Here is a 15933-nt window from a genome sequence, read left to right on the forward strand (position 1 = left end):
GCAGCTAAATTGCATATCCGGTATTAGCATCCGTTTCCGAATGTTATCCCGGTCTTACAGGCAGGTTGCCTACGTGTTACTCACCCGTCCGCCGCTAACCTTACCCGAAGGTAAGATCCGCTCGACTTGCATGTATTAGGCACGCCGCCAGCGTTCGTCCTGAGCCAGGATCAAACTCTCCATAAAAGTGGTAAGCCCGAAGGCTTGGCCATTTTTAAGAATTCGCTTGTTAGCTCATTCAAAAAACTAGCTTTGCGAAACGTTCGTTTCGCGATTTATGACCATTTGACTGGTCGCTCATTGTTCAGTTTTCAAAGAACAAATACTTGGTTTATTTCCTTCCGGCTCATGACCGGAATTAGATGTTACCATGAATCGAAACATGATTGCAAGCTTTATTTTTCAGCTTGTATTGTCTTCGATCGCCGCTTCCAACTTGATGTCTCGGAGGCAGGAATAGAATATACCATGGACGCTGCGTTCATCGCAACAGGTATTATTATACAAATAGATTTTCCTCGATTAGCTTCTTTATACATGGTGTTTCATTTTCCGCTATTTAATGAAGAGAAATATGCAGGGTACCATTCACGCAAAAAAATTATGAAAAAAATGGTTCATGCTGTTCACAAGCCCACATGTTTGTGTTAAAATGAAAGCGCTAACAAATTCATCTTATTGAGGGGGATCATTACATGATGAAGGTAGTAGCAGACGATGCTCGCAACATTTACGAAAACTTTGAGGTAGAGAAGGACATTTATTACTTCAAGGTTGGTAGGCTTGGTCTGGCCAGCTTTCACGGTAGAAACTACAACATAAAGAAGAGAATTACTACCGAGCAGTTGAACAGTTACATCACATCAGGTCGTTTCATCAAAGTAAGCGCCAATTGCTACGTTAACGCCGAGAAGGTACTTTCCCTAACGGATGGTACAATCTGCTTTGACCGCAGCACTTCCGAAGCCAAACAAGTCCATGTATCGAAGTGGCGCGCACAAAGTATCAAGAATGTGCTGACATCACGGAATCCAATGGCTATGTAACAGTTCAAAGACCATGACTGGAATGAGACTTTCATTCGAATCATGGTCTTTTTGATTATTCTTCCTCTATGCTCATATTTGGGGACATTCCTACACACAATAGGCTACATCTTCCCGGAAAGGAGTGTGCCCCATGGCAAAGCAGCAAGGTCAAGGACGCAAGAATACAACAACAAAGTCCTCTGATAAGAAAAGCAACAGCAATGCAGAGGATTAACAATAAGCTTTACTAGTCTAAAACTGTACGCACATTAAAGCTCTTGCTCCTCCCTCTCAGCAGCGGGTAAGCAAGGGCTTTTATTATATACCGAAACACGGATGACCTCGCCTTCGCCCCCTGCTATAATTGAGGAAAAGTCGCTGCGAGGTGAATCGGCATGAGTATTACCTTACAGACACCTAGATTGCAACTTCGACCCTTTGAACAAAAGGATGCTTCCACCGTACAAAAGCTAGCCGGGCAATACGAGGTCGCCCGTACAACACTGTCGCTTCCACATCCCTACCCCGATGGAGCAGCCGATTCATGGATCGCGTTTCGCATAGATGCAGCGCAGCACGGACACGGTTTTACATTCGCTATAGTTGAAGCGAAACAACAGCAGCTAATGGGATGCATCAGCTTAAACCTAACTGCCGTACATCAACGAGCCGAAATCGGTTACTGGTTAGGCCAGGAATTCTGGGGACAAGGTTATGCAACTGAGGCCGCCAAACGAATTGTCCGCTACGGCTTCGAAGTACTGAACCTGAATCGCATCATCGGTGCTGCAATGACACGTAATCCGGCATCATCAGCAGTATTAACCAAAGCAGGCTTGAAACACGAAGGGACTTTTAAACAGCATATCCGCAAATGGGATCAATTCGAAGATCTCGATTACTTCGGGATCACCAGAACAGAGTACTTCACCAAATAAAAAGGACGGCGAGCAATTCGCCATCCTTTTTATTCTAGCTTATCGCAAAAGGCGATAACCCCAGCAGTTCCTTCCTCATTACCGCCCAAACCACAGCAAATGTTTCTTGGATGTGCCAAGCCGTCGTTCCAACTGCCATGACCGCAAGGCCATGCTTATAGGTAAGCGATACGCCCCACTGAATCTCTCTCTGTCCGCGACTCGGCAACGATTCTAACGCAGCCCGAACCGCCTCAGCATGCTTCGCTTGGATTCGATCTGCAAAAGCATAGAATACACCGGTATGAGTCAACTTCCCAAGACAACCGGGAGCCGACAATAGCTGCCATTCCGGTATGATATTTTGCTGCTGTGCGTAGATCAGTTCATCCTCATAATAAACACGTACCTTGTTCTTCAGATGGACGTAGTTGAACAACTCGCCACGCAGCGTCCTGCCCGGGCAAAGCACTTCAGCTCCCATCCACACAGCACCTTCGCCTAAGCGAACCTCCGTCTCGGAATCCAGTGCAGCATCCCGGTAAAGCATGACCGGCTCTGGCATAGACTCCAATACCGCGCCGCCGCCGAGCTCGAAGCGTTGCCTAATTGAAGATCCGCCAAGCAGCGGATTAGATGGATGCACTTTTGTGAACGATTGATTCGTCACATAGGCATGTGCACCTTGCCCTATTTTCCAATCGAATTCGTATCGATCACCAGCCAGAAGACCAGGAGATACATCCATCACAATGACACCTAGCGGACCATTAAGCGGGAAAGCTTTTGCGATCTTGATAGGCGCAGTATGATATTTCGAAGTCAAAACCGTTCCGCGCTCCCGCTTCTCAAATACCGCCCGAAGCTGAGACACACGCTGCCCCTCCTGCCTAGGAGTGGTGGTGATGTGCTGCTGCATGATCATGTTCACTCTCATGCTTATGCTCGTGATGATGCTCATGTCCATGAGCGTGGGCGAGCTCATGCTCCAGCCAAGCAACAATTCGATCCACGTTTACGCCGCCGAACAGGTTCGAGAACACATAAGGCCGCTCTCCTCGCATGCGTTTCGTATCGGACTCCATCACTTCAAGGCTTGCACCTACATGAGGGGCCAGATCGATTTTGTTAATAATCAACAAATCCGAGCGCATGATGCCAGGGCCGCCTTTACGCGGAATTTTCTCCCCTTGTGCTACGTCGATAATGTAGATAAACCGATCCACCAGCTCCGGACTAAAGGCCGCTGCCAAATTATCGCCGCCGCTTTCGATAAAGATCAAATCAAGATCATCAAAACGGCTTGTCAGCTCATCCACCGCTTCAAAATTCATCGAGGCATCCTCGCGAATCGCTGTATGTGGACATCCGCCCGTCTCTACTCCGATAATACGCTCTTCCGGCAGTACACCGGTGGCAGCCAGAATCCGAGCATCTTCTTTCGTATAGATGTCATTCGTGATGACAGCCACACTATATTTGTCCTTCAGCGCACCTGCAAGACGTTCAACCAATGCCGTCTTTCCCGAACCAACCGGGCCGCCAATACCGATGCGAACCGGCCTTGAACCTGCACGATCGATTGCCGGCTGCTCCCATTCATGATGATGATGACCTTGTCCTTGACACATTGTACATTCCTCCTAGCGGGATATGAAGATTCGACTATCTGCAATTAAGACATGAATAGACGAGAGTACAGATTCTCATGGCGCATCATAGCTATTTCACTCAAAGGCATGAAGCTATAAGCGTCCTCCGGCGTCATGTCCGATACCGCCTTCCAAGCCTCCATCGTCTTCGGCGTCAGCCTTGCAATGATGGTTTGCCCTTCGGTTTGACCAATCGGCATGAGCCTCAGCGCACTGTTGATACAGTTAACAATGCTCGCATACATATACCCTTGCGCCGCTTGTTCAAGCGTGATTCCCAGACGGTAGCAAGCAAATCCGAACACCAGCGGATGAGTGGCTAAGCAATTCTTCGACTTTAGCCCTTCTTGCAAAGGCGTCCAGTCATAACTGGGATATAAGGAACCAAGCAGTTGTAAAAGCCGTCGCCCCATCTTCTCGATCCCATTTCGCGTTTCAATTGCCGTTCGTTGAACATGAACAAGCCTCTCTACGGCCCATATGGAACGATAATCCTGCGTCGGCATGTCGCGATATACGGATTTGATGACCATTACATCCGCTGTTGACCAGCTTTGCATCAGCATCGAAACGGTGTAATCCTCGAGCTGCTTGCTTGTTTGCAACATCTCTTCCTGTACCAGCGTCTCCAAACCGAAGGAATGGGAGAACCCGCCTATCGGCAATGCCGAGTCGAGCAGCTGTTGAAGAGCAAGCCAAGGCAGCACCGCAAGGTTATGACTTTCTTCTGCATTTATGCCCAACCCATCACCTCCATACCAAACCGGAAACAGCTATAAGTCGTTATAAATCTAAAACAAGAAGTATAGCTGAGCCATCGGCAGAACGTCCGCCGGTTCACAGGTCGCAGGGACACCATCCACTTTCACTTCATAGGTTTCCGGATCAACGGTAATGATCGGTGTCGCATCATTGTGGATCATATCCTTCTTCGTAACCGACCTGCAGCCCCGCACCGGCTCGATCCGTTTAGCTAATCCCAGCTCCCCGGCGATGCCGCGATCATAAGCCGCCTGCGACACGAAAGTAATCGAACTGCTATGCTTGGCTTTGCCAAACGCAGCAAACATCGGTCGGCCGAATACCGGCTGCGGCGTCGGAATCGATGCATTGGGATCACCCATCTGCGCGTACGCGATACTTCCGCCTTTGAGCACCAGATCCGGCTTTACGCCAAAAAACATCGGGCTCCACACGACCAAATCCGCAAATTTGCCGGGCTCGACGGAACCCACCAAATGTGAAATGCCATGTGTAATCGCGGGGTTAATCGTGTACTTCGCGATATAGCGCTTGATGCGGAAATTATCAGCCTCAGCATTTGTATCAGGCGCTAAAGGACCACGCTGTTTCTTCATCTTGTCGGCGGTTTGCCAAGTTCGGATAATAACCTCCCCAACACGACCCATCGCTTGCGAATCAGAACTGATCATGCTGAATACGCCCATATCATGCAAAATATCTTCGGCCGCTATCGTCTCCGGACGAATCCGCGAGTCTGCAAAAGCTACATCCTCGGGAATACTGCTGTCCAAATGATGACAGACCATCAGCATATCCAAATGCTCTTCAATCGTATTAATCGTAAACGGACGTGTCGGGTTTGTTGATGATGGCAGTACATTCAACTCGCCGGCTGCTCGGATAATATCCGGAGCATGCCCGCCGCCCGCCCCTTCCGTATGATAAGTATGGATAGTCCGGCCTTTAAATGCCGCGAGCGTATCCTCCAGAAATCCCGCTTCATTCAGCGTATCGGTATGTATGGCGACCTGAACATCGTACAGATCGGCTGCCGTTAGGCAAACATCAATGGAAGCCGGCGTCGTTCCCCAGTCTTCATGCAGCTTCAGCCCAATGGCTCCCGCTTCAATTTGCTCAATGAGCGGTCCGGCGAAGGATGAATTACCTTTGCCCGTAAAGCCCAGGTTCATCGGAAACGCTTCAGCAGCTTCCAGCATCCTGCGCATATGCCATGCCCCCGGCGTGCAGGTCGTTGCATTCGTGCCCGTCGCAGGCCCGGTGCCGCCGCCAATCATGGTAGTTACACCTGAAGAAAGCGCCGTTTCAATCTGCTGCGGGCAAATAAAGTGAATATGGCTGTCGATTCCGCCAGCAGTTACAATCTTCCCTTCACCTGCAATAACCTCTGTACTCGCGCCGACGACCATGTTTGGCATAACACCATCCATAATATCCGGATTGCCTGCTTTACCGATGCCTACAATTACACCGTCTCGAATTCCGATATCGGCTTTCACTATCCCCCAATGGTCAATGACAATCGCATTGGTAATCAGCGTATCCAGAACGCCTTCACTACGCAGCGCTCCGCTCGATTGCCCCATACCATCTCGAATAACTTTTCCACCGCCGAACTTGCACTCGTCTCCATAGACCGTGTAATCCTTTTCTATTTGGGCCCATAATTCCGTATCCGCTAACCGAACGGCATCGCCTGTTGTCGGACCGAACATGGCTGCGTAGCTGCTGCGACTCATCTTACTCATGATGGAGGCCCTCCCATGCTGTAAGCCTGCCGCGCACTTCTTCAGACATATTGCCGCGAAGTGCAGGACCATTAGTCAACGCGTTTAATCCAAAGGAGCGTTTGCTTCCACCAAGCTCAACAAGTTGAACCGGCTTCTCCTCACCAGGCTCAAACCTCACGGCCGTGCCGGCCGGAATATGAAGTCGCATGCCGAATGCCGCTTCGCGATCAAATGCCAGTGCCCGGTTAACTTCAAAGAAATGAAAATGCGAACCCACCTGTACAGGCCGATCTCCCGTATTCACAACTAGAATTTCCACCGTTTCTCGGCCCGCATTCAGCTCAATTTCCCCGGCAACCGTACGGTATTCTCCTGGTATCATGGCAATCCCCTTCTCTCTAGCAACGTTAAAGTATGGGATGATGAATGGTCACAAGCTTCGTCCCATCCGGAAATGTCGCTTCGACTTGCACTTCATGGATCATATCCGCCACGCCGGACATCACTTGTTCCCGGCTTAGAATCGTTGTACCGTGTTCCATTAATTGCGCTACAGTCAGCCCATCGCGGGCACCTTCTAAAATTTCAGAAGTAATCAGCGCTATACTCTCAGGGTAATTTAATTTCACGCCCCGATTCAGTCGTCTACGTGCCAAATCGGCAGCAATCGTAATTAGAAGCTTTTCTTTTTCCCTTTCCGTTAACTGCATACAGGGCACCTCTTCCAACGTTTTCTATTATTATAGCGGTTCAAAGGGACCAAGTAAATCTTTTGTGTTATGTTTAATAACATATGGTGATAGATTGGTACCGTTAATTGTTATTTAATGGATTGTGATGTCAGGTTTTGTCGAAAAAGAGTGCAAATCCTTTCATCTTATACTTAAATTTCTCAGCTTCCTTGCCACCTCTTCCATGGGCGAACGTGCTAGCCATTCAATGCCCGATGTGATAGACTAAAATTTATTGAACTTACTTTGGGAGGGACAGAAATGGCGGCAAAAAAGATGCGTTCAGACACAATTAAAAAAGGATTTGACCGCGCTCCGCACCGCAGCTTGCTGCGTGCTGCCGGGGTAAAAGAGGAAGACTTCGGTAAACCGTTTATCGCGGTTTGCAACTCGTACATCGATATCATTCCAGGCCACGTTCACTTGCAGGAATTCGGAAAGCTCGTTAAAGAAGCGATCTGGGAAGCAGGCGGCGTGCCTTTCGAATTCAATACGATTGGCGTCGACGACGGAATTGCAATGGGACATATCGGTATGCGTTATTCCCTTGCGAGCCGTGAAATTATTGCGGACTCCGTAGAAACCGTTGTAAATGCTCACTGGTTTGACGGCATGGTGTGTATTCCAAACTGCGACAAAATCACACCGGGCATGATCATGGGCGCGCTTCGCGTCAACATCCCGACAATGCTTGTCAGCGGCGGACCAATGAAAGCAGGCAAAACCTCCGATGGCCGCTCAATTTCGCTCTCCAGCGTATTTGAAGGTGTCGGCGCATTCCAAGCAGGTAAAATCGACGAAGCTAGTCTTACAGAGCTTGAGCAATTCGGTTGTCCGACTTGCGGATCTTGCTCCGGTATGTTCACAGCTAACTCCATGAACTGTCTGGCAGAAGGTCTTGGGCTGGCTCTTCCGGGTAACGGCACAATCCTTGCTGTATCGCCTGAACGTAAAGAATTCGTCAAACAAGCTGCTCGCCAGCTGATGAACCTGATCGAGATGGATCTGAAACCACGCGATATCGTGACCAAAGATTCCATCGACAATGCATTTGCACTTGATATGGCAATGGGCGGCTCCACAAACACTGTCCTTCATACGCTTGCAATCGCACATGAAGCGGGTATCGAATACCCAATCGAGCGCATCAATGAAATTGCAGCACGCGTTCCGCATCTTGCGAAGATTGCTCCGGCTTCGGATTACCACATCGAAGACGTTCACAATGCCGGCGGCGTTAGCGCAATTATCAACGAGCTGTTCAAGAAAGAAGGCGCCCTTCACGGTGACGTGCTCACCGTAACAGGTAAGACACTTCGCGAGAATGTAGCCGGACACGATATCAAGGATACGGATGTTCTTCATACGCTGGACAACCCGCATAGCGAGCGCGGCGGACTAGCTGTTCTATTCGGTAACCTTGCACCACGCGGTGCGATCATTAAAGTCGGCGCTGTTGATAAATCGGTCGGCGGCTACCATAAGGGTCCTGCAATTTGCTTCGATTCGCAAGATGAGGCACTGCACGGCATCGCTAACGGTAAAGTTAAAGAAGGACATGTTGTCGTCATTCGTTACGAAGGCCCTAAGGGCGGACCTGGTATGCCAGAGATGCTCGCGCCAACGTCGCAAATCGTCGGTATGGGTCTTGGAGCTAAGGTTGGTCTCGTAACAGATGGCCGTTTCTCCGGTGCATCCCGCGGAATCAGTATCGGTCACGTTTCACCGGAAGCCGCTGAAGGCGGTCCTATCGCTTTCGTTCAAGACGGCGACCTCGTGGAGCTTGATCTGATCAACAACCAAATGAACCTTCTGATCAGCGACGAGGAGTTTGAAGCTCGCCGTGCGAATTGGAAAGGTTTTGAGCCGAAAATCAAAAAAGGTTATCTGGCTCGTTACTCCCACCTTGTAACAAATGCAAGCACAGGCGGCGTTCTAAGATTTAATTAATTCCGCCGTAAAATTGAAACATAATGGAATCGCCCTGCGTATGACTAGTTGTTAGCCAACTACTTATATGCAGGGCGATTTTTATTTTAGATGATGGAGGGATTCTCATGTTCGGGAAAGTAGCTGCCGATTTGCTTGGATTAAGCGATTTAGGTTCTGTCATCAAGCCGGAAAACTATGATAAGGTTGATGCCGACGATTATGTCCTGCACGAGGATAACGAGAAAATTTACTTTCTGATCAAATCCAAATCCGATGAGTACTGCTTCACGAATCAAGCACTCATCCACCTCGATGGCACAAGTGCAGTCAGCAAGAAAAGAACGCTTCACCGCTATTCCTACAGTGCACATAAGATTTCCAGCGTATACTTAGAAACGGCAGGAACCGTCGATCTCGATGTTGAAATCAAATTCAATCTTGGCGGCACACCATTCACCATAGACGTGCATAAGAAACATATCGAAGAAGTAAAAGATCTCTATAAAGCACTGATCAAAATCGCCGAGCTTACGCACGAGAATGAAATCGCACTGGGCTTTGCAAAGCAGAGCTTGGACCTGGCTTCCTCGACGGTAAGCCAAATTTATAAAGCTGAAATCGATCTCTCGGAACAGTTCAAGTCGATCAACCAGCTTGCCTTCAATTGGTTAGCCGAAACGCAAAAGCAATATAAATCGAAAGATTTCGGCGCTGTCTTCGAGCGTTATATTAACCACTAATTTGGAAGCAAGCCAACAAGAAAGGCGCCCCGACTTTCGAGGCGCCCTTCTTATCCAATCTATCCAGCGTTGCGTTAAGGTGTGTACTCTCCGGCTCCGGCTGCATTCGCATTATCATAAGCTGCAGGAGAAAGCCCTGGACGCGATCCTTGATGAAGCTTCGGTTCGTAGGTTTGCGCCTTCTTCCAGCTCGGATTTACGTTTGCCTCAGCACCGTAACGCCCCCAGAATTGTTCCATCGACATGGCAATAATGCGCGGATCAAGCCTTGATCCCTGCTCTGTCAGACGTTTCTTACCCGAAGGATGAAGCACACGGAGCAGCAGCTTCAAATACAGTCTTGTTGATATATCAAACAGACCTTTCGGAATCGGCAGTACGCTGAATCCGAATTGCTCTGCGCCGCGATTAATCATGCTGACGCCGTATAACCCTTTTGCATGTTCATACTCTTTGTTTCCTACAAGCTGCTGGGCAAGCTTTGGCATCCCCTTCTGCACTTCTCGAATAAGCATGATCGCTACATGCATCATCGAACGTGATTCAGTCATCATTTTCAGCAGCTTATGATTATCAAAGTGAAGTTCGATTACAGGATCCTTGTGCTCGATTCGCCTGCCATCCGACAGTTCCAACGTTTGTCCCGGATATGGGACAAGCCGAATGTGGAAGATGGAGCCCTCTCCACCTGATTTCACGCGGAACAAGACGTGAAACACCCGCTCCCAGCCCATCCAACATGTGATGACCGCCCGTTTAAAGAGACCGTGTGTCGCAGGTTTGGATCCTTTCGACTTGCTGCGATCCCCGTCCGTGAGTGCGATCATGTCCGTAATATGGACAAATTGATACCCACGTTCGCGACCCGCTTCTAAATACGCCTCTAATGCAATAAGCATGTTAGCCGGCGCATCTAGGTCCGCACCGAATGTGGCGCCGCAGTCATGTAGAAGCAGCACTTCTCCCGGTCGAAGCTTCTTCATCATGCGGGCCTTTAGACGTTCAGCCCCTACTCGTTTGCGCCAATCGCCAAACAGCGCTGACCAAAGTATAATTTGAAGATAGCCTAAATTGGAAAAATCAAACAGATTGACGATCCCCCACGGAGGTCTGTAGTACGCCGAGCGCACGCCGGTTGCCCGGCGAATAATCTCTGAAGTGCGGTGTATTTGTTTCTTAACCGTTCTTGGACGCATAAGCCAATTGGACTTGTGTACGTAATTATGAATGCCGATGACATGCCCTTCAGCATGCATGCGCTGCAATAACTCCGGGTGCCGTTCTGCATGGATGCCGACGACAAAGAATGTCGCTTTCGCATCATATTTCTTTAATAAATCAAGCAGCAGCGGTGTATAGACAGGATCTGGCCCATCATCAAAGGTTAGGGCAATTTCCCGTTCTGCACGTCCCCGTTTAAATACGCGAAAACCAAATGTGCGACTTATAATTCCAGGTAAAAAAGCATAAAAAGTTAAAAAATAAAATCCCCACAGCAGGAAGTTTTCCATGATCCGATTTCCCACCACCCTAGTTTCGATCCTTGTCCATTGGAAGAGGGAGTGCCACAGATGCCTGATACCTTCATTCATTGTAACATAGCACGTACAATAACGGCTACGGAAGTTACAACGAAGAAATACTGTATAAATCGGAAATTCAGGCTAACATAAAGTTAAGTTGGGAAACACTGTTATTTTATAGTACAATCGGGATACTAAACGGTTCAAAACTAATTTATTAAAGGAGTCCACCGATGCTTTCCTTCTACCGTAAATATTGGCGCACCGCATTCGATATCGCATTAATCGTACTGACCGTGTATCTCATCATGCTTGTATTCAGTTATGTATACCGGATTGCCACCCCAATATTCCTATCATTCGTAATTTTCATGTTTATCGAACCTCCTGCACGGTGGATGCAGCGGCTTGGAATGAAAAAATCCATCGCTTCGGGCATCTCCGTTCTAATATTCACGCTCGTCATCGTCGGTGCATTTGTTGGTGCCGGTTTTGTCGTTACGACACAGGTTACCGGCCTCGCTACAAATTTAAGCAAGTACCAGGATATACTCGTTGATCAGTTTCAGAAAAATGCCGCCATGCTTGAAGATAAAGTGCACGCTCTTCCGCTTTCGCCGGATGTAGTGGAGAAAGCCAATGAAATCTTCGGCTATATCACGAGATGGGGATCAAATCTTGCGGTATCGTTCCTGCTTTCGCTTGGCGGGTACTTGAAATCCTTCTCCACGTTTATGATTAACTTCACGATCGGAATCATACTCGCCTATTTCCTTAGTCTGGAAATTAAAGAGTGGAAAAAGCTGGCGAAGGAGAAAACGCCTAATACGTTTAAGAAAGCGTTCCTGTTCTTACGTGAGAATGTATTCTCCGGCATTGCCGGTTATTTGAAAGCCCAGGGCAAGCTGATCAGCATCACGTTTATCGTAATTTTCGTGGCTTTGCTGCTGCTAGGTGTGTCCAATGCCTTCTCCATCGCGCTGCTGTCCGCTTTCTTCGACGTGCTGCCGCTGCTCGGTGTCGGGACCGTATTTATTCCGTGGATTATTTACCTGTTCATTGTCGGCAACACGACGCTCGCGATTTGGCTCAGCTGCTTGTTCCTTGCCGTCGTGTTGACCCGTCAATTTCTCGAACCTAAGATTACCGGCGACACGCTCGGTGTCTCTGCCTTCACCATGCTCGCGTTTATGATCGTATCGCTTTCGATATTCGGAATCGCAGGCGTTATCCTGTCGCCGATTCTTATGATTTTACTAAAGGCGCTGTATGACCAACGTTATTTCCACCGCTGGATTCATTCACCGAAAGGCGAGTTTGATCATCAAACCAATCCGGCAGAGAATATGGAAATTGTGGACTAGCTGCCGCATCATTTGAATTAGCTCTTCTGCTGCTTTGCAAGAATATCCATAACACCTCGGAATATAACCGTCGCTTGATTGGAAGTTCCAAGCGTGCGATTCTCGGCCAGCACTGCAACAGCATAGCGGGGTTGCGTAACAGGGCCGTAGCCGACAAACCATTGATTTAACCTTTCTCGATCTGATCTTTTAATTTGGGCGGTGCCGGACTTACCGGCGACCGCCCATATTCCTTTTCGGATTCCTTTTCCCGTTCCATACCCGACTACGGCCTCCATACTCCTAAGTAAGGTTCGAGCTGTACGCGCATGAATTTGTCCGTATTGAGATGTTGAAGACTGTCTCGCAAGCTTAGCCAGTATTTGCCCATTCCCATATCGAATTTCATTAACGAGCCTAGGCTCTTGAACACGGCCATCATGCAGCAATGTAACAATCAAATTAGCCGCTTGAAGCGGCGAGAGCTTAACATCTCTTTGGCCAATGCCGGTTTGGGCCAACTGGCCGCCATCTCTAGCCCCTTGCAGTACAGCGAACACTTTTCCCGCTTCCTCCTCCTGGAATTGCCGCAGCGGTCTTCCAAGCGGCGCAAATGCCTCTTTACTGCTCCATCCGATCTGCCGCGCAATACCAAGCTGATCGGCAGTTACGAGAAACTGACGTGCACTAAGCCGCTCCGCCAATTCCGCGAAGACAACATTGCACGAGCCTGCGAACGCTTCTTCTAGCGTGACATGACCATGTCCCCCGTCCTTCCAACAATGGAGGCCATATCGGCCATAATTACCGTTACAGTAGAACTGCTCACCTTCGCCTGTAACTTTGGATTCAAGCGCAGCTGCTTCCGTCACGATTTTGAATATCGATCCCGGTGTTGCCGCTCTAATCGCATGATTCGCTGCATCCATGCCTGAGGCGTCAATCGAGCTCATTGCGAGCTGAGGCCTTGAAATCATTGCGATAATATCTCCGGTAACCGCATCGAGGACAACGACCGCCCCCTCCTTAAGCCCCTTCTGATCCACATAATTCTCCAGCTGATTTTGCAAAGACAGATCCATCGTCGTCATCACTTTAATCGGGTAATACGGATTGTTCGGGCTAATTAGCCTTAAATTCAATCCATGCATGGGCTTGTCCGTCCCATCTGTAAAATAAGACACTGCAGTCGGTCCTGTGCCTTGCAGCAGCGGATCTAAAGATCGCTCCAAGCCAGCGCCGCCGGTCTGATCCCTCAAGCTCATCGTATGCTCCTTAAGCCGCTTGCTATAATCGGTTTGGAGCAGTTCCGGATGCTGACTGATGTAGCCAATCGAATGCTTGACGCTGAAGGCAGACGGATAGCGGTTATGATAGGGCAGCACCCGCACCCCGTTAATGTGCAGCGATTCTATTGCGGTTAGCTGCTTCTCAGACAGCCGGTGCGGCATTCCCTCCCCTTCCTTCTGCCAGAAGGCCGGTTCCTTCAATCCCTCCATCCAATGTTCAAACAACGAAGGCTGCATCTCAAGCACTTTAGCCAGCTCACTGACGTCCTTGGGGTTATCTGTACGCGATTTCTTTTGCAGCGGAAACACAGCAAGCGCCTCGTAGGTCTCGCCTGTTAGCGGTCTTCCCGAACGGTCGTAGAAATCCCCCCGCCCCGTATCCAGCACCAACGTCCGTTCCCGCTGCGCAACGGACTCTTCCTTCCAATCCGAGCTGCTGGCTGTTACCGGTGCGGAAGGCATCAATTGCAGCCATCCGATGCGCAATACAAAGAGCAGTATCACTATGCTTAGCCCCATTAAGATGATGAAAATACGCTGTTGTCTGCTTCTACGACGCTCACTGCTCATGCTGACACAATCCTCCACTGCCGAAAGGGATTTTTTACAAGTATCCCCTTAATAAAAAAAGGCCAATCAGATTTGCTCTGATTGACCCCAACTCTATGACCCCTGTTATTTGTCCCGAAACCGGCTGCATTCGAAGAAATCAAGAAGAAAACGCTGAAATGATTTCGCGACAAGCGGAAGCTTCTCATTGGATCGATAAATAAGTCCGATTGTTCGAGTCACTTGCGGAGAACTTACACGCACCTTAGCCGGCTTAAGCGGCCCTGACGCGTACAAAGCCAGTTCAGGCAGCAAACTGACGCCCATGCCCGCTGCAACAAGACCGCGAATCGTATCGGTCTCTTCTCCTTCAAATCCGATCTGCGGCGTAAATCCGGCCGCCAGACAAGCCTCCCACACGATTGGCCGCAGCGAGTACCCTTCACTGAACAGTACGAACAGCTCGTCCTTCAGCTGAGCCAATTCAATCGATTCTTCAGTGGCAAGCGGATGATTCGGAGGCAGAATCGCAAACAGCTCCTCCGTCAAGACGATTTGCCCCGTAACATGGGGGTGCTTCTCCGGACAGGGCGATACGAAAGCCAGATCGACTTCGCCCTTCATCACATCTTGAATCAGGGAAGGGAACATCCCTTGTTTAAACCGAAATTTCACGTTAGGGTTCAGCTTCCGGAACGCCGCAACAACCTCAGGTATGAGTGAGATACCCAAGCTGTGCGGAAATCCAAGCCGAATTTCCCCCTTCTCCGGATCGAGGAACTCTTGAATCTCGACAACGGAGCGTTCCAAGTCAGCCAGTATCACTTCCGCCCGTTTCAGAAACAACGCCCCGACCGGTGTAAGCTGCAGGTTGCGTCCTTTCTGCAGGAAGAGCTTGGCACCAAGCTCCTCCTCCAGCTGATGAATTTGTCGGCTGACCGCAGATTGTGCCACATGCAGCTCCTCTGCCGCTTTCGTAACATGCTCTTTCTTAGCCACTTTTACGAAATAATACAATTGACGAAGCTCCATCGTGTCCCCTCTTCTTCTCTATATAAAAGCTGCCATTAACGATTATATCGGCGATTCTTCTTCGCAATGAGATACCAATCGTACGCATAAGCAAGCACGAACCCGGCAAACAATCCGCCAAAATGAGCCCAAAGCCCAATTCCCGGAGCAAAAATCGAATACAAAATGCCGAATATCAGTATCGTATACACCGTTTTGCGTGAATCCGGGTCGAGCGAGCGTTTCATCAGCGCCAAGTAGAGATAGGCGCCATATACTCCATAGATGGCTCCGGAAGCACCCGCTCCGGCCGTAGAGGAATCTGCGATGGCACTGAATAGATTGCCGACGATGCCGCACAGCAGATAGAATAGCAGATACTTCACATGGCCGAGCATCCGTTCAAGCGGCGGTGCAAATACCAGTACGGCAAACATGTTGAAGAAAATATGCGAAATACTCAGATGCAGGAATTGAGCCGTCACATATCGCCAAGGCTCCGCAAGTGAGAAATAATTGTCGTTTGGATCACTGTAAAATAAGCCATGCTCCAGCAGCACACCATCCAGTATGTAACGATCGCTGATGTAGACGAGCAGGTTCAGCGCGATAATCGCCGCCGTAACCGGATATAGCCGCAGGTAGCTGCGAAAACTTTCATAACGTAAGAATATCATTGTGGTCTCCTTTGCCCTCCTATTGGACAATGGCAATTCATTATAGTTA

The 15933-nt window shown here is 49.1% G+C and carries 15 protein-coding genes and 1 rRNA gene; 5 read left to right on the forward strand and 11 right to left on the reverse strand.

All coding sequences use genetic code 11. The annotated features are described in order from the left end of the window. A 16S ribosomal RNA gene (locus AC6ESO_RS05305) occupies positions 1-186 on the reverse strand; the annotation flags it as partial. Positions 187-695: 509 nt separating this feature from the next. On the opposite strand from AC6ESO_RS05305, the gene AC6ESO_RS05310 reads away from it, so the two are divergent. Next, complete coding sequence (locus tag AC6ESO_RS05310) at positions 696-1046, forward strand: hypothetical protein (RefSeq protein WP_494818587.1); 351 nt, start codon at positions 696-698, stop codon at positions 1044-1046. A 377-nt stretch (positions 1047-1423) separates the two neighbouring features. Further along, positions 1424-1966 carry a GNAT family N-acetyltransferase gene (locus AC6ESO_RS05315; protein WP_497090510.1) on the forward strand — a complete coding sequence of 181 codons (543 nt, stop codon included), beginning with the start codon at positions 1424-1426 and terminating at the stop codon, positions 1964-1966. A 34-nt stretch (positions 1967-2000) separates the two neighbouring features. On the opposite strand, the gene AC6ESO_RS05320 is transcribed toward AC6ESO_RS05315, so the two are convergent. From AC6ESO_RS05320 to AC6ESO_RS05345, 6 genes are read right to left on the reverse strand one after another with little or no spacing between them, the layout of a single operon-like run. Beyond that, on the reverse strand, positions 2001-2819 hold the full coding sequence (locus AC6ESO_RS05320; RefSeq protein ID WP_497090511.1) for an urease accessory protein UreD: 819 nt from the start codon (positions 2817-2819) through the stop codon (positions 2001-2003). A 16-nt stretch (positions 2820-2835) separates the two neighbouring features. Next, entirely contained in the window at positions 2836-3576 is a 741-nt protein-coding gene (gene ureG / locus AC6ESO_RS05325) for an urease accessory protein UreG (RefSeq protein ID WP_497090512.1), read from the reverse strand. A 44-nt stretch (positions 3577-3620) separates the two neighbouring features. Further along, positions 3621-4340, reverse strand: a complete 720-nt coding sequence (locus AC6ESO_RS05330) for an urease accessory protein UreF (RefSeq protein WP_497090513.1) — start codon at positions 4338-4340, stop codon at positions 3621-3623. Positions 4341-4388: 48 nt separating this feature from the next. Further along, complete coding sequence (gene ureC, locus AC6ESO_RS05335; protein ID WP_497090514.1) at positions 4389-6107, reverse strand: urease subunit alpha; 1719 nt, start codon at positions 6105-6107, stop codon at positions 4389-4391. Then, entirely contained in the window at positions 6100-6471 is a 372-nt protein-coding gene (ureB, locus tag AC6ESO_RS05340) for an urease subunit beta (protein ID WP_497090515.1), read from the reverse strand. The genes ureC and ureB overlap by 8 nt, the downstream gene beginning before the upstream one ends. A gap of 25 nt (positions 6472-6496) precedes the next feature. After that, on the reverse strand, positions 6497-6799 hold the full coding sequence (locus AC6ESO_RS05345) for an urease subunit gamma (protein WP_494818580.1): 303 nt from the start codon (positions 6797-6799) through the stop codon (positions 6497-6499). Positions 6800-7081: 282 nt separating this feature from the next. On the opposite strand from AC6ESO_RS05345, the gene ilvD reads away from it, so the two are divergent. Continuing rightward, positions 7082-8770 carry a dihydroxy-acid dehydratase gene (gene ilvD / locus AC6ESO_RS05350; protein WP_210664209.1) on the forward strand — a complete coding sequence of 563 codons (1689 nt, stop codon included), beginning with the start codon at positions 7082-7084 and terminating at the stop codon, positions 8768-8770. Between the two features lie 107 nt (positions 8771-8877). Next, the gene (locus AC6ESO_RS05355; protein WP_494818579.1) at positions 8878-9492 is read left to right on the forward strand and encodes a PH domain-containing protein; all 615 of its coding nucleotides are present in this window, start codon (positions 8878-8880) and stop codon (positions 9490-9492) included. A gap of 74 nt (positions 9493-9566) precedes the next feature. Here AC6ESO_RS05355 and AC6ESO_RS05360 read toward each other — a convergent pair whose 3' ends face one another. Further along, entirely contained in the window at positions 9567-11003 is a 1437-nt protein-coding gene (locus tag AC6ESO_RS05360; RefSeq protein WP_497090516.1) for a polysaccharide deacetylase family protein, read from the reverse strand. 245 nt (positions 11004-11248) lie between these two features. On the opposite strand from AC6ESO_RS05360, the gene AC6ESO_RS05365 reads away from it, so the two are divergent. Next, positions 11249-12379 (forward strand): AI-2E family transporter, encoded by a 1131-nt coding sequence (locus AC6ESO_RS05365; RefSeq protein ID WP_497090517.1) that lies wholly within the window; start codon positions 11249-11251, stop codon positions 12377-12379. Positions 12380-12396: 17 nt separating this feature from the next. Here AC6ESO_RS05365 and AC6ESO_RS05370 read toward each other — a convergent pair whose 3' ends face one another. The 3 genes from AC6ESO_RS05370 to AC6ESO_RS05380 form a co-directional block, all read right to left on the reverse strand. Beyond that, complete coding sequence (locus AC6ESO_RS05370) at positions 12397-14217, reverse strand: peptidoglycan D,D-transpeptidase FtsI family protein (protein WP_497090518.1); 1821 nt, start codon at positions 14215-14217, stop codon at positions 12397-12399. 105 nt (positions 14218-14322) lie between these two features. Beyond that, the gene (gltC, locus tag AC6ESO_RS05375) at positions 14323-15228 is read right to left on the reverse strand and encodes a glutamate biosynthesis transcriptional regulator GltC (protein WP_497090519.1); all 906 of its coding nucleotides are present in this window, start codon (positions 15226-15228) and stop codon (positions 14323-14325) included. Between the two features lie 35 nt (positions 15229-15263). Beyond that, entirely contained in the window at positions 15264-15884 is a 621-nt protein-coding gene (locus AC6ESO_RS05380) for a rhomboid family intramembrane serine protease (protein WP_497090520.1), read from the reverse strand. Positions 15885-15933 lie beyond the last annotated feature (49 nt).

The organism is Paenibacillus rhizoryzae (assembly GCF_059686995.1).